The sequence below is a fragment of the Halorubrum hochsteinianum genome, from assembly GCF_023702125.1.
Classification (GTDB): domain Archaea; phylum Halobacteriota; class Halobacteria; order Halobacteriales; family Haloferacaceae; genus Halorubrum; species Halorubrum hochsteinianum.
On record NZ_CP098415.1, the window covers coordinates 198,789 to 220,714 of the forward strand.

Here is a 21,926-nt window from a genome sequence, read left to right on the forward strand (position 1 = left end):
AGTTCCGCGGCGTCGGTGACGGGGGCGAGAGCGCCGTCAGCGCCGCGACGGTTACAGCCGAGGTCACAGCCGATCTCCCGGAATATTTTTCCGGATCTGTCCCCTGATCCGATACGGTGTACACAGTACACCGTGTCAGAGGCGACTCCATGCCCTCCACCCCCTCATCGGCGTGACGAGCCCCCCGTTCTCACCTTCACCGGCACCGTCTCGATCAGCCCCGCCGTCGGTGACGAGTCCACGTTCGCCGACAGTCCGCGCGACCCTTCTCGACGGTGGGAGAGCCGGAGTAACCGAGGCTCACGCGCCGACACCTCCGGTTGCGGACCTGTTTCTCCTCGAATAGCTATTACTAAAAATTGATACGTTAGAGTGAAGACCGCTATGGGGCCGGAGGGATTATGAACCTCGGTCGCTGTCGCTCCCTGATTCAAATCCCTCCTCGGCACCTCACCGGCGCTCGCGAGTTGCTCGCGACGGTGGAAAATGGGGCCGGAGGGATTATGAACCTCGGTCGCTGTCGCTCCCTGATTCAAATCCTTCCTCGGCACCTCACCGTCGCTCGCGACGTTGCTCGCGACGGTGAAAAATGGGGCCGGAGGGATTTGAACCCCCGATCGACTGATATCTCCGGTGCGCCTCGGAACTCCAGAGGGTCGTCAACACGACCGATGATCAGTCGGCCGCTCGGTATATCAGTCTGGAGTGTCGTCCCGGGCGCGAGCCTCTGGAGTCAGTCGCCATGCCTGGCTTGGCCACAGCCCCGCGTGATCTCACATCGAATCGTTGCCGAAACACGGATAAAGGGGTTTCGATCGCGCTCGATCGGGAGACGGGACGGCGGAACGAGGCGGCGCGGAGGGAGACGCTACGCGGGTCAGTCCTCCCGATCGTCGTCGCTCCAGTCACAGTCCTGGCACTTGTAGCCGGTAACGAACTCGGTCACGCTCGGCATGTAGCCGACGGAGATGACGTCCCCGCCGCAGTCCGGGCAGTCGCGGTCGGCGTCGGCGATCGACTCCGCCTCCAGCACCGACTCGCCCTCGACTAACTCCGCGAGCTTTTCTGGCGTCACCATCCGCCCCTGAACGACGCGGTTCGACATACCCGTCGTTCGGCGTCGAGTACCTAAACCCCGGCGACACGCACGGCGCGCGGACGAGGGCGACGAGGCGGCCCGGCCGCGTGACGCGGCGACCTCGCGAGCGCCGACCTTCAGCTCACAGCCACGGGGCCCGAGAGTCGTCGTCGGTGAACGGGTCCGTCCCGTCGTCGTCGCTCTTGGGGTCCTCCCCGCCGTTCGCGAGGACGGCGACGTCGTCGTCGACGATCGGTGACGGCCCCTCCGGCGGGGCGTCGAGCGGGGGATCGGTCGGGATGTCCTCCGCGGGGTCGTCGGCCGCGTCCGTCGGCTCGCCGCCGTCGTCCGCGCCGTCGGCGTCGGGGCTATCGGCGTCGGAGGTGCCGTCGTCGTCCGGCGCGCCGTCGTCGCCGGCGTCTCCCAGTCCGTCCGCGTTCGGGTCGTACGCGAACAGCGTCGTCACGGCGAGGACGGCGAGCGCGATCGGGACCTCCGTCTGCATGAGGTCGAAGGGTTCGAGCAGGATCGGCAGCGCGAGCACGCCCAGCGCGACCGCCGACCCGAACCGGAACCGGTCGATGTCGACGCGGCCGCGGAGGTGCGGCGACAGCAGCGCGATCGCCAGGGCGAACGAAACGCCGACGGCGGCGGCCGCGGTCCCGTTGACCACGTACTCGGTCGAGGTCTCCAGCGCGAAGCCGGACGGGTCGAAGCTCCCGGCGAGCCCGAGCCCGATGATCACGCCGGGGCTCGGCAGGAACTCGCCGATCTCGGAGCTGGCGGTCTTGGCGGCGATGGTCAGGATGACGAGCCCGGCGAAGCGGCCGAACACGTCGAGGTCCAAGAGCCCGGCCAGCGCCGGCGCGAGGGCGGCCTCGACCGCGGCGAGCGGGATGATGACCGCCCCGATCAGCAGCACGGACCCGACCATCTCGCGCCGGGTGCCGTCCATCTCCGCGAGGATCACCGCGGCAGTCGCGGAGCCGCCGAAGATCAGGATGCCGGTCTCGACGACGCCCGCGGCCGACCCGAGGACCCCGGCGACGACGAGCGCGGGGAAGATGCCGTCGACGAGCGGCAGAACCATCACGGTCGCGAGCAGCTTCGTCGCGCTCCCGACCTGCTGTTCTAGTCGCAGGGCGACGGGGTGGCGTGAAGTGCTCATTCAGGGACGATAGCCCTGACCGACGGGGTGGCGGTGGGACGCGTGCGACTCGCGATGGTGTGGGGACCACCACGCGGAGTCCGCACCGCGAAGGGTCCGACGAGCCCATGTAAAGAGTTTGCGCGGATTGCCGGCTGTGAAGCGGACGCCGAGGTCGACGTTCGGCTTGCCGGCGATGCGCGCGTTCACGGGACTGTCGGAGTCCATACCAGATATACGTGTTTCGGTCGCGTTAAAGGTTGTGTGAGACGTGTCCGCACGACACGAAGGATCCACGGCGAAACCCGTTGGTCGGCGACGATACCTCGATTCGTCTCGGGGTTCCCCGAACATCCCACGCCGCCTCGGGGCCGTCCCGGACGGAACCCGACCGCGCCCGGATCCCGACGGTAGGCCGGGAGCGCGTCCGCCCCTCGAAGGGCACAATCGTGTATATCACGGAGATTCGATCGTGATCAAACTCCACGTCCGTGCCGTCTCGCAACGTTTTTCATCGGCCGTTCGTGACGGATTATATGGCGACAGATTCTGGCCGATTCTCGGCGAAGTTCGAGGTTCCGGAAGCGCTGACGTTCGACGACGTGCTCCTCCGTCCCAAGGAGAGCCGCGTCGAGCCCGACGACGCCGACCTGAGCACTCGGGTGTCGAAGAACGTCGAACTGACCGTCCCGGTGCTGTCGGCTGCGATGGACACCGTCACCGAGAGCGACCTCGCCATCGCGATGGCCCGCGAGGGCGGTCTCGGCGTCCTCCACCGCAACATGACCGTCGAGGAGACGGCCGCCGAGGTCGAGCGCGTGAAGCGCGCGCACGAACTCGTCATCCGACGCGAGAACGTCGTCACCGTCTCCCCCGAGGACACCGTCCGCGAGGCCGACGCGCTGATGGAACAGCAGGGCGTCTCCGGTGCCCCCGTCGTCGACGACGACGACACCGTCCTCGGGATCATCTCCGGGACGGACATCCGCCCGTACCTGGAGGTTGGCGAGGAGGACGCGGTCCGCGAGGCGATGACCGACGAGGTCATCACCGCGCCCGAGGACGTCGGCGCGCGGGCGGCGCTCGAACTGATGTACGACCACAAGATCGAGCGCGTCCCCATCGTCGACGAGGCCGAGCGGCTGGTCGGGCTGGTGACGATGCAGGGCATCCTCCAGCGCCGCGAGCACGAGGAGGCCGCCCGCGACGAGGACGGTCGCCTGCTGGCCGGCGTCGCCGTCGGCCCCTTCGAGGAGGAGCGCGCCGTGGCGGCCGACGAGGCCGGCGTCGACGTGATCTTCATCGACTGCGCGCACGCCCACAACCTCAACGTCCTCGACTCCGCGGAGGCGATCAAAGCGACCGTCGACGCGGACGTCGTCGTCGGCAACATCGGCACGCGGGAGGCGGCCGAGGCCGCCGTCGACTTCGCCGACGGCCTCAAGGTCGGCATCGGGCCGGGGTCGATCTGTACCACCCGCGTCGTCAGCGGCGCGGGGATGCCCCAGATGACCGCCGTCGCTGAGGTCGCCGACGTCGCCGTCGAGCACCGCGTCCCCGTGATCGCCGACGGCGGCATCCGGTACTCCGGCGACGCGATCAAGGCGCTCGCCGCGGGCGCGGACGCGGTGATGCTCGGCTCGTACTTCGCCGGCACCGACGAGGCCCCCGGCCGCGTCATCACGATGAACGGCAAGAAGTACAAGCAGTACCGCGGCATGGGCTCGGTCGGCGCGATGAAGTCCGGCGGCGGCGACCGCTACCTCAAGGAGGAGGACGAAGACGAGGAGTTCGTGCCCGAGGGCGTCGAGGCCGCGACCCCCTACAAGGGGAGCCTCGCGTCCGAGCTCCACCAGCTCACGGGCGGGATGCGCTCGGGGATGGGCTACGTCGGCGCTGAGACCGTCCCCGACCTCCACGAGCGCGCGGAGTTCGTCCGCGTCTCGTCCGCGGGACAGAGCGAGAGCCACCCGCACGACGTGATGATCACGGACGAGGCCCCCAACTACAGCCCGGGCGAATAGCGCCGGAGCGACCCGAGTCGGCCGGAGCGCCGAAGAGGTATTTTAATATAGCCAGCGGAGAGACGAAACGTGTGAGCGAACACCCCCTCGCTCCCGTCACCCATGAGTGAGCAACCGCCGCTGGTCCTCGTGGTCGAGGACGAACCCGATCTGGCCGACCTGTACGCCGCCTGGCTCGGCGACGAGTACCGCGTTCGAACCGCGTACGGCGGCCACGAGGCCCTCGATCAGCTCGACGAGGCCGAAGACGAGGTCGCCGCAATCCTCCTCGATCGACGGATGCCCGGGCTCTCCGGCGACGAGGTCCTCACGGCCGTCCGCGACCGCGGCATCAACTGCCGGGTCGCGATGGTCACCGCCGTCGAGCCGGACTTCGACATCCTGGAGATGGGCTTCGACGACTACCTCGTCAAGCCCGTCACCAGCGACACGCTCCGGGACACCGTCGAGGGGCTACTGCGGCGCGGCGAGTACGACACGGAGGTCCAGGAGCTGTTCTCGCTGACCTCGAAGAAGGCGATGCTCGAGTCCGAGAAGAGCGCGAGCGACCTGGCGGACAACGAGGAGTACCAGGAGCTCACCGATCGGATCGCCGAGCTCCGCGAGCGGGCCGACGAGTCGCGCGACGCGGTCGCGACCGGCGACGAGGACTACGAGAAGCTCTTTCAGGACTTCGACACCGACGCGTAAGCGGGGATCGACCCGAAGCACGCGACCGATCGAGGGGGTATTCCGCCGACTCTTTATCACCGATCCGACCGAACGCGTGATCGCATGCGCGTCCGGGATCTGCCGCTCTCGTCGTCCGTCGTCGACCACTTCGCCGAGCGGGGCGTCCGGGAGCTGTACCCGCCGCAGCGCGCGGCGGTCGAGGCGGGCGTCTGCGGCGGCGCGGACGTGGTCGCGGCGGTGCCGACCGCCTCGGGGAAGACGTTCGTCGCGCAGCTCGCGCTCCTGACCGCCGGCGGTCCCGGACTGTACGTCTGTCCGCTCCGCGCGCTCGCCCGTGAAAAGTACGAGACGTTCGCCGCGCTACCCGGCGTCGACGTTGGCATCTCGACGGGCGACTTCGACGCGACCGGCGAGGAGCTGGCGGGCAACGACGTCGTGGTCGCCACCAGCGAGAAGGTCGACTCCGCGATCCGCAACGGGGCCTCGTGGGTCGACGAGCTAGCCTGCGTCGTCGTCGACGAGGTCCACCTGCTGGGCGCGAAGCGGCGCGGACCGACCCTCGAAGTGACGCTGGCGACACTCCGGCGGCGGAACCCCGACCTCCAGACCGTGGCGCTGTCGGCGACCGTCGACAACCCGGACGCGATCGCGGACTGGCTCGACGCCGCCCTCGTCGAGTCCGACTGGCGGCCCGTCGAGCTGCGGACCGGCGTCGCCGTCGGCGGCGACGTCGCCTTCGACGACGGGACGAGCCTGTCGGTCGACGTCGCGTCCGCCGACGAGGCGGCCCGCGATGACGACGAAGAAGTCGGTGTCGAGAAAAATGAAGCCGACGGGCCGGACGCAACCGAGGTCACCGCCGCCCTGGTCGCCGACGCGGTCGCGGACGGCGGCCAGTGTCTCGCGTTCGTCCGATCGCGTCGCGAGGCGGTCGACCTCGCGGAGCGGCTCGCCGACGAGGGGCTCGCCGAGAAACTCGGAATCGAGGACGCTGCCGCGGCGGCGGCGGACGAGGCCACCGACGTGGACGGGACGCTCACCGGCCGGCAGCTCGCCGACTGCCTCCGCGCCGGCGTCGCGTTCCATCACGCCGGCCTCCGGTCGGGCCACCGGTCGGTCGTCGAGTCGGCGTTCCGCGACCGCGACGTCGCCTGTATCTGCGCGACGCCCACGCTGGCCGCCGGCGTCAACGTCCCCGCGCGCCGCGTCGTCGTCCGCGACCAGCGCCGGTACGGCGAGGCCGGCATGGAGTGGATCCCCACGCTCGAAGTCCACCAGATGTGCGGCCGGGCGGGGCGTCCGGGGCTCGACCCGCACGGGGAGGCCGTCCTCGTCGCCGACGCGGACACGCGCGCCGCGGTTCACGAGCGGTACGTCGAGGGCGAACCGGAGGCCGTCGAGTCGCAGCTGGCCGATCCCGGGGCGCTCCGGACCCACGTCCTCGCGGCGGTCGCGACGGGGTTCGCCGCGACCGAGACCGAGATCCTCGACGTGTTCGAGGGGACGTTCTACGCCCGGGAGACCGGGGCCGGCGGCCTCGCCGACGCGGTCGCGGTCGCGGTCGACGACCTCGTCGCGGCCGGCATGGTCGCCCGGGAGACCGGCGGCGTCGAGGACTACCGGCTCGTCGCGACGGCCGTCGGCGAGACTACCTCGAAGCAGTACGTCCGCCCCGAGACGGGCGAGCGGATCGTCGCCGGCCTCCGCGCGGCGGCCGGCCTCTCCGACGCGACGACGCTCACCGCGTTCGAGGTGATCTGCGACACGCCGGACATGCAAGACACCTACCTCGGGAACGCCGAGCGCGCGGACGTCTACCGGTTCGCTCGGACGAACTCCGCGCATCTCACCACGGACATGACCGAGCCGGACGACTTCGAGGGGTGGCTGGAGTCGGTGAAGACGGCCCGCATCTTAGACGAGTGGATCGGCGGCGCGACCGTCGAGGATCTGGTGGAGCGCTACCGGATCGGGCCGGGCGACCTCGACTCGCGGGTCGAGCGCGCGGAGTGGCTGCTGAGCGCGGCGGAGGCGCTCGGGGAGACGATCGGCGTTCGGGTCCCGGCGGTGTCGCGGGCGCGGTCGCGGCTGTGAGAGAGGAGGAAGAAGCGATCGGCGCGTCCGATCCGGGCTCAGTCGGCCGACCCGACCGCCCGGTGGAAGGGGGTCCGGGCGATCGTCTGCCGCAGCTCCGCCAGCGAGTCGCGGCCGACGTCGCTCGCGGCCGACATCACCGCGAACACCTCCTGTCTGGACACCTTCACGCCGGTCTCGGTGAGCGCGTCCTCCGGGCGGCTCCCGAGTTCGCGGAGGGTGCCGACCGCGAGCAGGTACGGGACGGTCCACGCCTCCATCGTGTTGCCGTTCGAGAGCGGCATCGTCTCCAGGTACGCCTGCGCGTCGTCCAGGAACGAGCGGGCGTAGTCCGCGGTCCGGTCGACGACGCGGGCCGACGACTCCCGGTTCTCCGGGTGGACGACCCGCTCCTGTTCGACGCCCTCCGCTTCGAGCCACTCGGCGGGGAGGTAGACGTTGTTCTCCTCGGTGTAGTCGTCGTACACGTCCTTCGAGACGTTCACCAGCTGTAAGAGGAGGCCGAACTCCTCGGCGGTCTCGCGCAGCCGGTCGGCGCGCTCCTCGGCGACATCGCCGCGGGTGAGCAGGTTCGTGATGAGGTTGCCGACGGTGCCGGCCGCGTAGTAGCAGTACTGCTCCAGCTCGTCGCGGTCGTCGATGCGGAGGCCGCCCTCGGTTGCGTGGCGGTCGACGAACATCGCCATCCCGTCGACCATTTCGAGCACCGGCGGCACGATGGCCTCCTGCGCCTCCGGGTCCAGCTCCTCGAACGTAGCGGCGATCGTCGGTGCCTCCGCGACGACGGTCCAGTCGTCGTCGCGCTCGGCGGGCAGCCACTCGTCGACCGCCTCGCGGAACGCGCCGATCTCGGTCTCGTCGTCCGGGTCGATCGCTCGTCGGTACGTCCGCAGCACGTCGCTCTGGGCTTCCGGGGGGATGTGGCCGGCGTCCTCGACGGTGTCGGCGACCCGGCAGAGGAGGTAGCCGACGCAGATCTGCGAAGCCATCGGCTCCTCTAACACGTCGACGGTCAGCGCGAAGGTCCGCGAGACCCCTTGGACCGCCTCGTGACACCACGCGAGGTCGGCCTCGCCGGGGCCGTGTTCTCGTCCGCTCATTCAGTTGCCGGTCCTTACGGCACAACGCATAAAAAGCCTCGTGGAACGCCGGCCGGTCGCCGCTCGTCGCACGGAACCGCGAAATCGGAGGACTCCGCCGTCGTTCGCGCCGACGAACCGCCGCCCCGTGTACAATCGTGTGGAAACGGCTAAGTCGGCCCGGCCGAACGTCCCGACATGGAGTTCACGCTCACCGAAGAGCAGCGTCAGATCCGCGACACCGTCGCGGAGTTCGTCGACGAGGAGGTCGTGCCGCGGGCGGCCGAGATCGACGAGACGGACGAGTTCCCGGCCGACCTGATCGACGAGATGGCCGACCTCGGTCTCATGGGGATGCCGTTCCCGGTCGAGTACGAGGGCGCGGGCCTCGACTACCACAGCTACGCGATCGGTCTCGAAGAGATCTCCCGGGGCTCCGGGGGGCTCGGGACGGTCGTCGCGGCCCACACCTCGCTGGCCGGCAACATGCTCTACGAGTTCGGCGACGAGGAACAGAAGCAGGAGTACCTCACGGCCCTGAACACCGCCGAGGACATCGGCGCGTTCGCGCTCTCGGAGGCCGAGGCCGGCTCGGACGTGCCCGCCATGTCGACCACCGCGGAGCGCGACGGCGACGGCTACCTCGTCAACGGCGGCAAGCTCTGGATCTCCAACGGCTCCGTCGCGGACACGGTCACGCTGTTCGCCAAGACCGACCCCGACGCGGGCCGGAAGGGCATCTCGTCGTTCGTCGTGCGTCCCGAGGAGGACGACGGGTTCGTCGTCGAGGGGACGGAGGACAAGATCGGCGACAAGGGGTGTCCGACCGCCGAGCTGCGGTTCGACGACATGTGGATCCCCGAAGACCGGCTGCTCGGCGAGGAGGGCGAGGGGTTCGTCCACGCCCTGAAGACGCTCAACGGCGGCCGGATCACGATCGCGGCCCGGTCGGTCGGGATCGCGCGCGCCGCGCTCGACGAGGCGAAGTCCTACGCCCAACAGCGCGAGCAGTTCGACCGGCCGATCTCCGACTTCCAGGCGATCCAGCACAAGCTCGCGGACATGGACACGAAGGCGCGCGCCGCGGAGCTGTTGATGCACGAGGCGGCCGACCTGAAGATGCGCGACGACGACTACATCAAGGAGGCCGCGCAGGCGAAGCTGTACGCCTCCGAGATCGCCCGTGAGGTCGCCAACGAGGGGATCCAGATCCACGGCGGCTACGGCTACACCAAGGACTTCCCCGCCGAGCGCTTCTACCGCGACGCGAAGCTCTCGGAGATCTACGAGGGGACCAGCGAAGTCCTGCGGAACACGATCGCCCAACAGCTCCTCGACGAGTAGCGCCGCCGACGGTCGTCACTCCCTCGAACCGGGGGCGTCGCCGTCTCCGCCGTCGTCCGTAGTTCCGGCACTCTCCGCCCCCTCGCCCCTCGTCCCGCTGTTCTCTGTCCCCCCGCTCTCCGCGTTCTCACTCTCGTCGTCGTCGCTCCCGGAGCCGGGGCCGTGAGCCACGTCGGCGTCCGACGGGTTCTGGTCGACCGCGTACTCGCCCGTGTCGATCCGCTCCGCCGGCTGCGAGTAGTCGCGGTCGCTCGGCGAGAAGTCCGGCCGGACGACGCCGTCGTCCGGGATCTCGACCCCGTCGTCGGGCGCGTCGTCGCCCGTCGCCTCCCGATGGGTCGACGCGTCGTTGCGATCGGTCTCGCCGGCCGCCGACGCCGGCCTCGATTCCTCGGCGGATCCCGATTCCCCCGTCGTCGCGTCCGATTCCGCGGCCGACCCGGTACTGGTCGCATCCGGTTCCGCGGTCGGCCCGGTACCCGCCGCCTCCGGTTCCCCGTCCACGCCGTCGCCCTCGTCGACCCACTCGAAGCGGTCGGTCCCGGTCGACCGCCGCTCCGCGACGGCGGTCGCGAGCCGTTCGGTGAGCGTCTCCTTCAGCGCCTCGGCCTCGTCGATCTCGAAGTCGACCGCGGCGGCGTCGCTCCCGGTCAGCGACCCGGTCCCCGCGGTGTCGGCGACGATCGTCGCCACGCTCCACCGGCGCTGGAACACGGTTCGGCTGTCGATCACGTTCTGGACCCGGTAGTACGGGACGACCGCGACGGTCCGGCTCCAGAACCCGTTGCGGGTGAGCAGGTGGTCCTCCCCGAGCCAGTAGCCGCGGTGTTTCCACTTCAGGTGGGCCGCGGGCGGCACGGCGAGGAGTAGCGCGGCGATCCCGTACCACGGGAGCGACGCCGCGAAGTACCAGTTCGCGGCGTACGCGATCCCCGTGAGGACCCCGACGATCACCGCGTACCGGACGACGTACCGCCAGCGGATCCGCTTCGGCGGCCGGTTGAACTCGGGCGTGCCGAACGACTCGATCTCGTGTGCGAGCCGGTAGACGCGGTCGGTCGTCGCGATCGGCACGGCGGACTGGTTACCCGACTCGGACCCCTGTCCGGGCGCGTACCCCGCGGTCTCGATCGAGAGGCTCGCGTAGCCCAGCGCCCGCTTCGCGGGGTTGTCCGTTATCCGCAGCGTCTGGACCTTCTCGGTCGGGATCGACCCGCTGTACCGCCGGAACAGGCCGCGCTCGTAGCGCAGTTCGTCGCCGGCGCGCGAGAGCCGGAACCCGTAGTAGTTCGAGAAGGCGACGCCCGCGCCGATGAGCCACGAGGCGATGAACAGCGCCGCCACGCCGACGAACGCCGTCGCGGTGAGCGCGGCGGCCGAGGTCTCCGGGAGGAAACCCGACAGCACCGGGAAGGACCCGGAGCTGAGGAACGCCAACAGCCCGATCAGGCGTCCGTCGAACGACAGCGCCCCGACGAGGGCGAGTTCGCCGGGCGAGATGGCGAACAGCTCCTCCTCGTCCGGCGCGAACGCGTCGTCGCGCCCGCCCTCGACCGCGTCGTCGACGGCGTCGGTCCCGTCGCCGGCCCCGCCCGCCCGGCCCGCGTCGGACTTCCGGCGCTGGACCTCGCGCTGGAGGCGGGTCGCCTCCTCGGGCGTGACGAACCGGATCGACCCCTCGGTGCTGGAGCCGCCGGCGGTCTCCAGATCGACCGCGGCGACGCCGATCGCGCGCTGGATAACCGACCGACTCACGTCGACGTTCTGGATCCGGCGGTACGGGATCTCGCGCTCGCGCCGAGAGATGACGCCGGAGGAGATGTCGAGCGTGTCCTCGGTGAGGACGTACTCGAACCGGCGGTAGTACGCGACCTCGTAGGCGAGCATCGCGAGGAGGATCGCCGCGCCGCCGGCGACCGCCAGCGGGACTCCGAACCCGCCGCTGTTGACGATCACGAACAGGGCGACGGCGGTCCCGGCCGCCTTCTGGAGCGCGCGGTACGGGACCGACTGCGGCGCTAACTTCACACCGCGTCCTCCCCGTCGGCGCGGATGGCCAGCCGCTTCAGTTCCTCGCGGAGGTCGCTCGCCCCCTCCGGCGTGAGTCCGGGGATCCGCACGTCAGCCCCTCGGGAACCGGCGGTGTACACCACGCAGGAGGCGAGCCCGGCGGTCCGCTCGATCGGCCCGCGCCGGGAGTCGACGTGCTGGATCCGCACCAGCGGCACCGTGGTCCGCACCTGCGTGATCACGCCGCGGTCGAGGTAGATCGCGTCCTCGCGGATCTCGTAGCTCCAGCGGCGGTACCGGAGCAGCGCGTGCGCGACGGTGAGCGTCAGCATCGCGGCTCCGACCGCCACCGGTGCCCACTCCGGCAGGTACTCGAGGTACGCGCCGCCGGCGAACGGGGCGGTGACGAGCGCCGACAGGAGCACCGCACGGAGGACCCACACGATCTGGACTCGGGGGTGGAGCGTCTGTGCCGTCATCGACGGTCCCCCGTCGCGTGTCCGCGTGTCATGACCGGCGGTTGACGCGCCCGACGTATAAGTCCGGCCGGAAGCGGCTGACGGGGACCCACCGAAAAGATCGTGAGAGACACTCTCTTCCGAAGACGATACTTGCCGAAACCGATATGACCCGGGGTCGAGTCGTGCCGGCCATGACCGACGACCCGTTCGAGAACATGCTCGCGCAGATGGACCGCGCCGAGGAGTACGCGGACGTTGACCACGGTATCTTCGAGCGGCTCAAACACCCGGAGCGGACGCTCAAGGTCACGCTCCCCGTCGAACTGGACTCGGGCGAGGTCGAGGTGTTCGAGGGGTACCGCTGTCAGTTCGACAGCGCTCGCGGGCCGTTCAAGGGCGGCGTGCGATTCCACCCGTCGGTGACCCAGCGCGAGGTCGAGGCGCTCGCCGGGTGGATGACGTGGAAGACCGCGCTGGTCGATCTCCCGTACGGCGGCGCGAAGGGCGGCGTGATCTGCGAGCCGAAGGAGCTGACGCAGAACGACTTGGAGAGCCTGACCCGGCGGTACACCGAGGGGATCCGCCGGATGATCGGCCCCGAGGTCGACGTCCCCGCTCCGGACATGAACACGAACCCGCAGACGATGGCGTGGATGATGGACACCTACTCGATGTACGAGGGGCACTCCGTCCCGCAGGCCGTCACCGGGAAGCCGCTGGAGATCGGCGGGACGCCCGGCCGCGTGGAGGCGACCGGCCGCGGCGTCTCGCTCGTGACCGAGCGGCTCTTCGAGTACCTCGACCGCGACCTCTCGGACGCGACGATCGCGATCCAGGGCTTCGGCAACGTCGGGTCGAACGCGGCCCGGCTCCTCGACGAGGCGGGTGCCAACGTGGTCGCGACCTCGGACGTGTCGGGGGCCGCCTACGACCCCGACGGGCTCGACGTGGCGGCGCTCGGCGCGCACGTCGACGCCGGCGGTCTGATATCCGAATACGTCGCGGGCGAGTACCGCGGGAACGCGGACGGCTCCAGTTGGGACGACCCGGACGAGATCACCAACGCGGAGCTCCTCACCCTCGACGTCGACGTGCTCATCCCGGCCGCCGTCGAGGGCGTGATCACCGCCGACAACGTCGACGACCTGCGGGCGTCTGCGATCGTCGAGGCCGCCAACGGCCCGACGACCGTCGCCGCCGACGAGGCGCTCACCGAGCGCGACATCCAGGTCGTGCCCGACATCCTCGCCAACGCCGGCGGCGTCATCGTCTCGTACCTGGAGTGGGTCCAGAACGCGCAGGAGTTCTCGTGGCCGCTGGAGACGGTCAACGCCGAACTGGAGCGCCGCATCGGCGACGCGTTCGACCAGACCATCGAGCAGTACGACGCCAAGGAACTCCCCGACCTCCGGACCGCCGCGTACACGCTCGCCTTAGAGCGCACGGCGAAGGCCCACGAGTACCGCGGGCTGTTCCCGTAACCCGGCAGTTCACGGCCAATCTCCGTACCCCGGCCGTTCGCCGCCGCGTCCGGTCTCCCGGCGTCAGACTCGCCGGATCCGGTCGGCCGTGACCGCGATCGGCTCCGAGTAGTGGAGTATCGGGTCGCCGTCGGGGCGGTCGAACCCGTTCGCGGCGAACAGCGTGTTCGACCGTATCTCCGCCTCCGCCGGCCGCAGCGTCCACGGTTCGTGCTCTATCTCGCCGACGTACAGCCGCCCGCCAGACCCCGCCGTGTAGAACCGGTAGTTCTCCAGCAGGAACGCGGGCAGCGACCCCGCCTCCGGCGTGAACGCCTCGCCGACCGGCGCGTAGGTCGCGTCGAACCGGGCGTGCGGGACGCCTCGGTGGACGCGACGGCTCGCGAACCGGACGGTACGGTCGGGGTCGACAGCGTCCCCGTCGCCGGCGTCGTCCGGGGCCCAACCGCCAGGGTCACCGGCGTCGCCGCGTCGAACGTCGGTCTCGGCCCGGTAGTACGGCAGCCGGAACAGCCCTCGGGCGACCGCCACGCCGAGCCGGTCGTCGGCGTCGAGGCTGTGGAAGTAGACGCCGGGGCCGTTCGGTCCCTCGACGTACGTCCGGAGGTTGAGTTCGGGGAACGACAGCCCCATCGGCACGCCCCGGGGCCGGATGTCGTCCATCACGAACGGGACGACCCCGAGGTACGCGTCGCCGCCGTGGGTCGCGACCGAGAGCCCGTCGGGGAGCGCCGCGGCGACGACCTCCGGGTCGACGGGCCAGTGCGCGAACAGTCCGTCCCGCCACGTCATCTCCAACCAGCGGCGGCCGAGCATGTCCGATCGTAGGGGTTCCGTCGACATAACCCGCACGCCGCCGGCGGGCGGTTCCGGGCCGCCCCGCGCGGCCGCTCGACCGAGTGACCCCGCCTACTCCGGCGGCGCGTCGACCGCCTCCGGAGCGTCCTTCCACTCCCCGAGCCCGGAGGGGTCGAGGTGGACGTGGACGTCGCCGACGTCCTCCAACGCGCGGAGGCTCGTGACGAGTTCCGTCTCCACGTCGTGGGCCTCCCGGAGGGTCATCGTCCCGTCGACCTCGACGTGGACCTCGACCTCCAGGTCGGTCCCGTCGTAGTACACGGTGAGGTCGTGGACCCCCTCGACGGCGGCGTGGTCGCGGAGGGCGGCGACGATCCGGTCGCGGTCGCCCGGCGGGGGCGCTTCCCCGACGAGGTACCTGACGTTCTCGCGGCCGATCTCGATCCCCTGGTACACGACGAGGGCGCTGACCAGCGCCCCCGCGATCGGGTCGAGGACCGGGACGTTCAGCAGCACGCCGAACACGCCGACCAGGGCGGCGATCGTGGTGTAGATGTCGTTGAGACAGTCCACCGCGAGGGCGTCGAGCGCGGTCGACCCGAGGTCGGCGTTCACCAGCTCCGTGTACCGGTACAGCAGGTACATGTCGGCCATCGCGAACAGCAGCGCCCCGACCAGGAGGGGGCTCGGCCGCACCTCGACGGGGCCGAGGAACCCGAGCACCGACTCGCGCAACAGGAGCAGCCCGAGAACCGCGATCGTCGCGCCGACGAACAGCGCCGTCAGCGGTTCGATCCGCTGGTGGCCGTGCGGGTGCGTCTCGTCCGCGCTCTCGTACCGCGAGCCGCCCCAGACGAACACCACCGCGCTGGCGACGAGGTCCGCGACCGAGTGGGCGGCGTCGGCCAGGAGCGCGACGCTGCCGAACGCGAGCCCCGTCGCCCCGACGACCGCGATCTTCACCGCGTTGCCGACGACGTTGACCGCCGCCGCCCGCTGGAACCGAGCGCGGTCGCCGCTCCCGAAGGGGCTCGACATACCCGATGATGCGGCCGCGGCCCTGTTAAGCGTCTCGCGTCGCCCCGGCTCCTCCGGTCCCGCGTCGCGGCACAGTCGAGAGCCCGTCCCCGCAGGCCGTCCGCGCGGCTCGCCGTCGAGGCCGTCTCCGGCCGAAGGCTCCGTCGTAACGCCTAAGACCGAAACGCTCCTCGGGGACGGTAATGAATCACGATCTTTTCGCCCGAGGTGGTCCCGGTGGGCGTCGAAATTAAGGAGACGGAGGTGAGCGACGAGGATTTCGAGGAGATGAAGGGGTTCGTCCGCGACTACCTCGCGGCCAGCGTCGAGAGCGAGGACGACGGCGGCCGCATGCGCTGGTACCCGTGGCACTCGTCGTCGTACCGGTTCAACCACATCCTCAACGTCGTCGACCTCGCGACCGAGATCGCCGAGGCCGAGGGCGCGGACGTCGACGTGGTCCGGGTCGCCGCCGTCTTCCACGACGTCGCCAAGCTGGAGGCCGAACAGGACGTTCACGCGGAGGCCGGCGCGCGTGTCACCCGCGAGTACCTCCAGAGCCGCGGCAACTACCCCGAGTCGTTCATCGAGGAGGTGTGCGGGGCGGTCGTCGACCACTCGTACACCGGCGACCTGTCGGCCGTGCCCCTGGAGAGCCGATGCCTGATCGAGGCCGACGTGCTCGACAAGGTCGGCGCGAACGGCGCGGTCCTCATGCTGTTGCGGATGGGCTACGAGTCGCGGACCCACATGGACTCGGCGAAGATGGTCGACCGCGTGCTCCAGCGCGCGTACGACCACACCGAGCGCGTCGTCTCCGACACCGCCGAGAGCATCGCGCACCAGCGCATCAAGCGCGTGAAGTGGCTCCGCGAGTGGCTCGAAGAGGAGGTCTCGCGGATGGACGCCGACGGCGTCACCGACCGCTAACGGCGCGCGTCACGCAGCGCGCGCGGCGGCCCCCGTTTCAGGACCGTTCGTCAGTCTCCACGAGCGGCAGCACCGCCTCTAGGTACCGATCGATCCCGGTCCGCGACTCCGGGACCCACGCCCGGTCGTTCGTCGTCGACCACCGGAACATCCCGCCGGTGGCGAACGTCTGGAGCGTCGACGCGACCTCCGACGCGGCGACGGACCGGTCGGCGTCCGCCGCCTCGGGGCCTCCCGGAGACGGTGCGGTGTCCTCGCGAGACGCCTCGGCCGCCGCCTCGCGGACGATCCGTTCGAGGTACTCGCCGAAGACGCGGTCGCTGCGGTCGAAGTGTTCGCGGTACGCCTCGTCGTTGGCGGCCTGCGACCGGAGCTCCGTCATCACCGTGACGAACCGCGCGTCCGGCGCGTACGCCTCGTCGAGCGAGTCCGGATCGACCGCGGCCGCGAGGTACCCGTCGAGCTGTTCGCGCGCCGAGCGGTCGAAGGCCGCCTCTGGGGGCATCTCGGTCGGCCCGCCTGCGGTCGCCTCCGTCGATTCCGGGGGTTCGTCCCCCTCGGACGCCTCCTCCCCCTCCGGCGGGTCCGTGGCGCTCCCGTCCGCGATGGACGCCTCGAACTGGTCGAGCAGGTACTCCAGCAGGTCGAGCAGCAGGTCGTCTTTCCCGTCGTAGTGGTGATACACGAGCGACTGGCTCTTGTCGAACTCGTCGCCGATCCGCTTGATCGTGACGTTCGCGTACCCGTGCTCGCAGAGCGCGCGGAACGCCGCGCCGAGGATCGCCTGCCGAGTGTCCGACGGCTCCGCGAACGGGTCGTCCATACGGGCCCGTAGGCGGGTGCGGCATATACCACTCCTGATTGAACGTTCATTCAACAGGCTTATTCCGCGGGCCTCCGAGCGGACCGTATGACTCGATCCGACGCGTCACGGCACGCCCGGTCGCCGCGCGCGACCAGACCCTCCCGGAAGGACGGCGGAGGCGATCGATGAGCCGATCGACGCGGCTCGCGACGGTCGCGCTCGGCGTCGCCGCCGCGGCCGCGCTCCTCGTCGGCGTCTCGCTCGCCGGCGCGGCGGCGGCGAACGCGGACGCCTCCCCCGACGGCGGTCAGCCCGCGCTCTCGGGCGTCGGCGCGGCCGCGGACGGTGCGGTCGCGCAGACCGAACCGACGGACAGGCAGATCCGCGGCTCCCCCGTTCTGGACCTCTTCGTCTCGCAGCGGTCGGTGCCGAGCGGCGCGGAGTCGACGGTCACGGTCGACATCGTCAACACCGGCGAGATGACCATCGGCAACCAGCTCGACTCCCGGGTGACGACGGCCCGCGGACTCACCCTCGAAGTCGACGACGGCGACGTGCCGATCGACGTCGAGGACGGGAAGATCCCGGTCGGCGACGTGCCGACCAGCGCCAGCCCGGTCTCCGTCCCGCTCGACGTGACCGTGCCCGACGACGTGCCGGACGGAACGTACGAGGTGGAGGCGACGGCCCGCTACCGGTACACCTTCGAGGTCATCCCCGAGTTCAACGACCACAAGGACCGGCGCGGGATCGACGACTTCGACCTGACGATCGTCGTCGACGACGGCGCTCGGTTCGCGGTCTTGGAGACCGACACCGACGCGCAGGTCGGCGGCAGCGGCGACGTGAGGGTCACGATGGCGAACGTGGGCGACGAGACCGCCCGCGACGCCGTCGTCTCCGGGTCCACGACCGCGCCCGGCGTCCGCCTCGGCGAGGGCGGCGGCCAGTCGTTCGTCGGCGACTGGGCCCCCGGCGAGAACCGGACGGTGACGTTCGACTCGACCGTCGGGGAGGCGTTCGGCGACGGGGCGTACGCGCTCTCCTCGACGGTCGAGTACCGCGACCCGAACGGGGTCGACGCGACCGCGGCCGCCGCGCGCGCCGGCGTCGTCCCGATCCCGGAGCAGTCTTTCTCGCTGCGCAACGTCTCCGGGACGCTCGAAGTCGGGTACTCCGGGACGGTCTCCGGCACGCTGACGAACGAGGGGCCGGTCGACGTCGAGGACGCGGTCCTCGTCGCCGACTCCGGGAGTAGCCGAGTGAGCCTCGGCGAGAGCCGGTACGCGCTCCCGACCATTCCGGCGGGCGAGTCCGCGGAGTTCTCCTTCGACGCGGACGTGAGCGGGAGCGCCGACCCCGGCCCGCGGCAGTTCCGGTTCACCACCGAGTACGACAGCGGCGACGCCACGGTCGCGGTCGAGGAGACCCGCCGCGTCGAGGTCGCGCCGCGGCAGCCGGAGTTCGAACTCGATGTCCAGAACGCCACGGTCCCGGCGGGCGGGACCCAGCGGATCGACGTGGAGATCACGAACCGGCGACCGGAGACGCTGTCGTCGATCAACGCCGGCCTCTACGCCGACAGCCCGCTGTCGACGGTCAACGACGAGGCGTTCGTCGACGAGCTGGAGCCCGGCGAGTCCGAGGAGATCTGGTTTGAGGTGTCCGCCGCCCAGGGCGCGAGCGTGGAGGACCACCCGATCGAACTCGACTTCCGGTACGACGACGCGCGGGGCAACGACCGCATCTCGGACGTGACGCAGGTCCCGGTGTCGGTGACCGAACCCGTCGACGACGGCGGGACCCCGGCCGGACTGATCGCCGTCGTCGTCCTGGTCGTCGTCGCCGCGGCCGGCGGCGCTGTCTGGTACCGACGGCGGTGATCGGATGACGGAACGCACTACCTGCCGCGCGGCGGACGCGGTCCGGCCGCGACGGCCGGCGACCGCCGCCGGACGGCGACCGGCCACCTGCCGGACAGCGGGGCGTCGGTGACCGCGGTCGACCGCCTCATCGAGCGGGTCGACCGCCTCGTCACGGAGCGACCGCTGGCGGTCATCGCGGCCTTCCTCCTCGTCACCGTCGTCTTCGCCGGCGGTCTGACCGGCATCCAGACCAGCGCGGGCGCGGACCAGTTCACGCAGGACATCCCCGCCCAACGGGCGCTCGACGAGATCGACGAGGAGTTCGAGACCTCGATCGGGGGGTCGGCGACCTCCGCGCAGGTGATCGTCTCCGACGACAACGTCCTCTCCCGCGACGCGCTCGTCCGGACGCTGGAGACGCAGTCGCGGCTCGAATCGCGCTCGACGCTCCGGGTCGCGTCGACGTCGAGCCACGCGGACGCGATCGCGCGACAGTTGGACCCGGCCGCGGAGAGCGCTGCGGAGCGACGCGACGCCGTGGCGGAGGCGACGCCGGCCGAACTCCGGACCGCCGTCGCCGACGCGGACGCGGCCGGCGCGGTCGCGCCGCAGGTGTCCGTCGACTACAACCCCACCGCGCAGCGGGCCGGGACCGCCATCGTGGGGATCACCTACGACCTGCCGGACGCGGCGACGACGGCGCGGGTGACGGAGCTTCAGACCCGCAGCGTCGACGTCGTCGACTCGGTCCCGGGCAACGAGGCCGGCGAGAACGCGATCCTCTTCGGCGACGGCGTCCTCCAGTCCGAGATCACCGCGCTGTTGACCGACACCGCGATCATCGTCTTCCCGGCGGCGCTAATCTTGATCGTCGGGTTCCTGATCTTCGCGTACCGCGACCCGATCGACATGGCGATCGGTATCTCCGCGCTCCTGCTGTCGCTCCTCTGGACGTTCGGGTTCATGGGCTACGCAGGGATCCCCTTCTCGGACTCGCTCGTGACAGTCTTCCCGCTGTTGCTCGCGGTCGGGATCGACTTCGGGATCCACATCGTCAACCGCTACCGCGAGGAGCGGGAGACCGGAACCGGGATCGGCGCGTCGATGCGGACCACGACCGACCAGCTGCTCGTCGCCTTCCTGCTCGTGACGATCACCACGGTGTTCGGGCTCGTCTCCAACGTGGTGAGCCCCTTCGACCCCAACCGCGACTTCGGGATCGTCGCGGCCGCCGGGATCGTCTTCACGCTCCTGATATTCAGCGTCTACCTCCCGGCGGCGAAGGTGCTCGCCGACCGCTGGCGCGAGCGGCTGCCGATCCCTGAGTTCGGGACGACCGCGCTCGGGTCGGGCGGCTCGCGGCTCGCACGCGTCCTCCGCGTCGGCGTCGACCTCTCGCGTATCGCTCCGGTCGCGGTCGTCGTCCTGCTCCTCGTCGGCGGCGCGGCCGGCGGCGCGTACGGCACCGGGGTGAACACGGAGTTCTCGGAGGAGGCGTTCTTCCCCGACCAGGACCGGCTGGAGACGTACGCCGACCTGCCGGAGCCGTTCGCGCCGACCGAGTACACCTTCCTCGACGTGTTGGACCTGTTCGAGGAGGAGTTCGAACAGAACTTCGGGGGGTCCGTGACGCTGTACGTCGACCAGTCGGTCAGAGACGACGACGCCCTGGAACTGATCGACCGGACCACGCGGAACCCGCCGGACACCTTCGAGACCACCGACGAGCGCCGCGCGGCAGCGACGAGCGTCGTCACCGTGATCGACGACCGGGCGGCACAGGACCCCGAGTTCGCGTCGCTCGTCGAGCGAAACGACCGCCTCGGGAACGGCGTCCCCGACCGGAACGTCGACGAGGTGTACGACGCGCTCCTCGACTCCCCCGCCGAGACGCAGGCGCGGGGCTACCTGGCCGCCGACCGCGGCAGCGCGCGGATCGACTACACGATCCGACCCGGCGTCGACAACTCCGAGGCGGTCGCGGACGTGCGCGAACTCGCCGAGCGCACCCCCCTCGAAGCCGTCCCGACGGGCTCCCTCGTCGTCAACGAGGCGGTGATAGACCTGTTGACGGAGTCGGCTATCCGGAGCCTGTTCGCGGCCTTCGGCCTCACGGCGCTGTTCCTGGCGCTGTCGTACGCGTACCTCGAAGGGAAGGCGGTGTACGGCCTGTTGAACCTCGTCCCCGTCCTCGTGACGGTCGGACTGCTCATCGGGTCGATGCGACTGCTCGACATCCCGCTGACGCCGATCAACGCGCCGATCCTCTCCGTCTCCATCGGACTCGGCGTCGACTACACCGTCCACTTCGTCCACCGGTTCGTCGACGAGTACAAGTCGGGGCTCCCGGTCGACGAGGCGCTCGACGTCACCATCGCCGGGACCGGCGGGGCGCTCACCGGCAGCATGCTCACCACCGTCTCCGGGCTGGGCGTCCTGTGGCTCGCGGTGATTCCCCTGCTGCGCGACTTCGGGATCCTGCTCGCGCTGGGCGTGTTCTACGCGTACCTCTGTTCGATCCTGCTCGTTCCGTCGCTCGTCGTCGTGTGGGGCCGGTACGGCGGTGTCGTCGGACTCGGTCTCGACGGTGGACTTCGGGATTCAGGCGTCGAGACTGGGCGCTGACGGGGCGTTCGTTCCGGAATTCGATCGCTGTCGAGCAAAAGGTCCGACGGACCGGTCAGCCGACGACGCCGACGACCAGCTGGACGGTGACGAGAACGAGGAAGGCCGCACCGGTGGCGAGGGTCCCGGCGGCGACGCCGTGCGCGTTTCCGAGCCCGCGGCTCCGGGTCGCGAAGTAGGCACCGAGGAAGACGAAGCCGACGAGAAGCAGGGCGACGAGCAGGTACGCGACGGTCACCAGCGTGCCGGCGAGCCCCTCGGGGATGCCGAAGCTCCCGACGCCGAGGAGGATGCTCCCGCCGATGAGGACGGTGACGCCGACGAACGAGACCGCCCACACGACCGGCGTCCGGACGAACTCGGCGAGCGCCGCGACGACGGCCTCGTAGCGTCCGCCGCTCTCGTCGCGGCCGGGTGCGGACCGCTTCCCTCCGATCTCGGCGACTGCGACGAACGTGGCGACGACGAGTAGGCCCATCAGACCCGTACTCAAGAG

General features: G+C 70.5%; 18 protein-coding genes and 1 tRNA gene. 8 read left to right on the forward strand and 11 right to left on the reverse strand.

Annotated features, from left to right (window positions below; genetic code table 11):
• Positions 1–590: 590 nt before the first annotated feature.
• The 4 genes from NAF06_RS01060 to NAF06_RS15590 all read right to left on the reverse strand — a co-directional run bounded on the left by NAF06_RS01060 (position 591) and on the right by NAF06_RS15590 (position 2,579).
• Positions 591–765 (reverse strand) — tRNA-Trp (locus NAF06_RS01060).
• A gap of 112 nt (positions 766–877) precedes the next feature.
• Complete coding sequence (locus NAF06_RS01065) at positions 878–1,105, reverse strand: DUF5795 family protein (RefSeq protein ID WP_008585855.1); 228 nt, start codon at positions 1,103–1,105, stop codon at positions 878–880.
• Positions 1,106–1,220: 115 nt separating this feature from the next.
• Positions 1,221–2,246, reverse strand: coding sequence for a DUF5794 domain-containing protein (locus NAF06_RS01070; protein WP_008585852.1), 1,026 nt, complete (start codon positions 2,244–2,246; stop codon positions 1,221–1,223).
• Positions 2,247–2,579, reverse strand: a complete 333-nt coding sequence (locus tag NAF06_RS15590) for a DUF8099 family protein (protein WP_486612273.1) — start codon at positions 2,577–2,579, stop codon at positions 2,247–2,249.
• Between the two features lie 182 nt (positions 2,580–2,761).
• Between NAF06_RS15590 and guaB the strand changes: the two genes are divergently transcribed.
• The 3 genes from guaB (at position 2,762) to NAF06_RS01085 (ending at position 7,015) form a co-directional block, all read left to right on the forward strand.
• Complete coding sequence (gene guaB / locus NAF06_RS01075) at positions 2,762–4,249, forward strand: IMP dehydrogenase (protein ID WP_008585850.1); 1,488 nt, start codon at positions 2,762–2,764, stop codon at positions 4,247–4,249.
• Positions 4,250–4,351: 102 nt separating this feature from the next.
• The gene (locus tag NAF06_RS01080; RefSeq protein WP_008585848.1) at positions 4,352–4,939 is read left to right on the forward strand and encodes a response regulator transcription factor; all 588 of its coding nucleotides are present in this window, start codon (positions 4,352–4,354) and stop codon (positions 4,937–4,939) included.
• An 84-nt stretch (positions 4,940–5,023) separates the two neighbouring features.
• Positions 5,024–7,015 carry a DEAD/DEAH box helicase gene (locus tag NAF06_RS01085; protein ID WP_008585846.1) on the forward strand — a complete coding sequence of 664 codons (1,992 nt, stop codon included), beginning with the start codon at positions 5,024–5,026 and terminating at the stop codon, positions 7,013–7,015.
• Between the two features lie 38 nt (positions 7,016–7,053).
• Here NAF06_RS01085 and NAF06_RS01090 read toward each other — a convergent pair whose 3' ends face one another.
• Positions 7,054–8,115 carry a phytoene/squalene synthase family protein gene (locus tag NAF06_RS01090; protein ID WP_006628646.1) on the reverse strand — a complete coding sequence of 354 codons (1,062 nt, stop codon included), beginning with the start codon at positions 8,113–8,115 and terminating at the stop codon, positions 7,054–7,056.
• Between the two features lie 177 nt (positions 8,116–8,292).
• Here NAF06_RS01090 and NAF06_RS01095 point away from each other — a divergent pair, with 177 nt between their 5' ends.
• On the forward strand, positions 8,293–9,438 hold the full coding sequence (locus NAF06_RS01095) for an acyl-CoA dehydrogenase family protein (protein ID WP_008585844.1): 1,146 nt from the start codon (positions 8,293–8,295) through the stop codon (positions 9,436–9,438).
• 15 nt (positions 9,439–9,453) lie between these two features.
• On the opposite strand, the gene NAF06_RS01100 is transcribed toward NAF06_RS01095, so the two are convergent.
• Together NAF06_RS01100 and NAF06_RS01105 are read right to left on the reverse strand one after the other, a co-directional pair.
• The gene (locus NAF06_RS01100) at positions 9,454–11,466 is read right to left on the reverse strand and encodes a PH domain-containing protein (RefSeq protein WP_008585843.1); all 2,013 of its coding nucleotides are present in this window, start codon (positions 11,464–11,466) and stop codon (positions 9,454–9,456) included.
• Positions 11,463–11,927: a PH domain-containing protein gene (locus NAF06_RS01105; RefSeq protein ID WP_008585842.1), complete on the reverse strand. Its 465-nt coding sequence runs from the start codon at positions 11,925–11,927 to the stop codon at positions 11,463–11,465. The genes NAF06_RS01100 and NAF06_RS01105 overlap by 4 nt, the downstream gene beginning before the upstream one ends.
• 173 nt (positions 11,928–12,100) lie before the next feature.
• Between NAF06_RS01105 and NAF06_RS01110 the strand changes: the two genes are divergently transcribed.
• Positions 12,101–13,390 carry a Glu/Leu/Phe/Val family dehydrogenase gene (locus NAF06_RS01110; protein ID WP_008585841.1) on the forward strand — a complete coding sequence of 430 codons (1,290 nt, stop codon included), beginning with the start codon at positions 12,101–12,103 and terminating at the stop codon, positions 13,388–13,390.
• Between the two features lie 63 nt (positions 13,391–13,453).
• Here NAF06_RS01110 and NAF06_RS01115 read toward each other — a convergent pair whose 3' ends face one another.
• Together NAF06_RS01115 and NAF06_RS01120 are read right to left on the reverse strand one after the other, a co-directional pair.
• Positions 13,454–14,206, reverse strand: a complete 753-nt coding sequence (locus NAF06_RS01115; RefSeq protein WP_008585840.1) for a YqjF family protein — start codon at positions 14,204–14,206, stop codon at positions 13,454–13,456.
• 93 nt (positions 14,207–14,299) lie between these two features.
• A complete protein-coding gene (locus NAF06_RS01120; RefSeq protein ID WP_008585839.1) occupies positions 14,300–15,226 on the reverse strand; it encodes a cation diffusion facilitator family transporter in 927 nt (308 codons plus the stop codon).
• A gap of 207 nt (positions 15,227–15,433) precedes the next feature.
• On the opposite strand from NAF06_RS01120, the gene NAF06_RS01125 reads away from it, so the two are divergent.
• Positions 15,434–16,135 (forward strand): HD domain-containing protein, encoded by a 702-nt coding sequence (locus NAF06_RS01125; protein WP_008585832.1) that lies wholly within the window; start codon positions 15,434–15,436, stop codon positions 16,133–16,135.
• 37 nt (positions 16,136–16,172) lie between these two features.
• On the opposite strand, the gene NAF06_RS01130 is transcribed toward NAF06_RS01125, so the two are convergent.
• Positions 16,173–16,958 (reverse strand): TetR/AcrR family transcriptional regulator, encoded by a 786-nt coding sequence (locus NAF06_RS01130; RefSeq protein ID WP_008585830.1) that lies wholly within the window; start codon positions 16,956–16,958, stop codon positions 16,173–16,175.
• 167 nt (positions 16,959–17,125) lie between these two features.
• Here NAF06_RS01130 and NAF06_RS01135 point away from each other — a divergent pair, with 167 nt between their 5' ends.
• Together NAF06_RS01135 and NAF06_RS01140 are read left to right on the forward strand one after the other, a co-directional pair.
• The gene (locus tag NAF06_RS01135; protein WP_008585828.1) at positions 17,126–18,823 is read left to right on the forward strand and encodes a COG1361 S-layer family protein; all 1,698 of its coding nucleotides are present in this window, start codon (positions 17,126–17,128) and stop codon (positions 18,821–18,823) included.
• Positions 18,824–18,931: 108 nt separating this feature from the next.
• Positions 18,932–21,430 carry an efflux RND transporter permease subunit gene (locus tag NAF06_RS01140; protein ID WP_008585826.1) on the forward strand — a complete coding sequence of 833 codons (2,499 nt, stop codon included), beginning with the start codon at positions 18,932–18,934 and terminating at the stop codon, positions 21,428–21,430.
• A 55-nt stretch (positions 21,431–21,485) separates the two neighbouring features.
• On the opposite strand, the gene NAF06_RS01145 is transcribed toward NAF06_RS01140, so the two are convergent.
• On the reverse strand, positions 21,486–21,908 hold the full coding sequence (locus NAF06_RS01145) for a hypothetical protein (protein ID WP_008585824.1): 423 nt from the start codon (positions 21,906–21,908) through the stop codon (positions 21,486–21,488).
• Positions 21,909–21,926: the final 18 nt, after the last annotated feature.

Bases quoted from the DNA above. Each gene is read 5' to 3' on its own strand.
- NAF06_RS01065 (WP_008585855.1), bottom strand. From the start codon at position 1,105: ATGTCGAACCGCGTCGTTCAGGGGCGGATGGTGACGCCAGAAAAGCTC.
- NAF06_RS01070 (WP_008585852.1), bottom strand. From the start codon at position 2,246: ATGAGCACTTCACGCCACCCCGTCGCCCTGCGACTAGAACAGCAGGTC.
- NAF06_RS15590 (WP_486612273.1), bottom strand. From the start codon at position 2,579: ATGTTCGGGGAACCCCGAGACGAATCGAGGTATCGTCGCCGACCAACG.
- guaB (WP_008585850.1), top strand. From the start codon at position 2,762: ATGGCGACAGATTCTGGCCGATTCTCGGCGAAGTTCGAGGTTCCGGAA.
- NAF06_RS01080 (WP_008585848.1), top strand. From the start codon at position 4,352: ATGAGTGAGCAACCGCCGCTGGTCCTCGTGGTCGAGGACGAACCCGAT.
- NAF06_RS01085 (WP_008585846.1), top strand. From the start codon at position 5,024: ATGCGCGTCCGGGATCTGCCGCTCTCGTCGTCCGTCGTCGACCACTTC.
- NAF06_RS01090 (WP_006628646.1), bottom strand. From the start codon at position 8,115: ATGAGCGGACGAGAACACGGCCCCGGCGAGGCCGACCTCGCGTGGTGT.
- NAF06_RS01095 (WP_008585844.1), top strand. From the start codon at position 8,293: ATGGAGTTCACGCTCACCGAAGAGCAGCGTCAGATCCGCGACACCGTC.
- NAF06_RS01105 (WP_008585842.1), bottom strand. From the start codon at position 11,927: ATGACGGCACAGACGCTCCACCCCCGAGTCCAGATCGTGTGGGTCCTC.
- NAF06_RS01110 (WP_008585841.1), top strand. From the start codon at position 12,101: ATGACCGACGACCCGTTCGAGAACATGCTCGCGCAGATGGACCGCGCC.
- NAF06_RS01115 (WP_008585840.1), bottom strand. From the start codon at position 14,206: ATGCTCGGCCGCCGCTGGTTGGAGATGACGTGGCGGGACGGACTGTTC.
- NAF06_RS01120 (WP_008585839.1), bottom strand. From the start codon at position 15,226: ATGTCGAGCCCCTTCGGGAGCGGCGACCGCGCTCGGTTCCAGCGGGCG.
- NAF06_RS01130 (WP_008585830.1), bottom strand. From the start codon at position 16,958: ATGGACGACCCGTTCGCGGAGCCGTCGGACACTCGGCAGGCGATCCTC.
- NAF06_RS01135 (WP_008585828.1), top strand. From the start codon at position 17,126: ATGAGCCGATCGACGCGGCTCGCGACGGTCGCGCTCGGCGTCGCCGCC.
- NAF06_RS01145 (WP_008585824.1), bottom strand. From the start codon at position 21,908: ATGGGCCTACTCGTCGTCGCCACGTTCGTCGCAGTCGCCGAGATCGGA.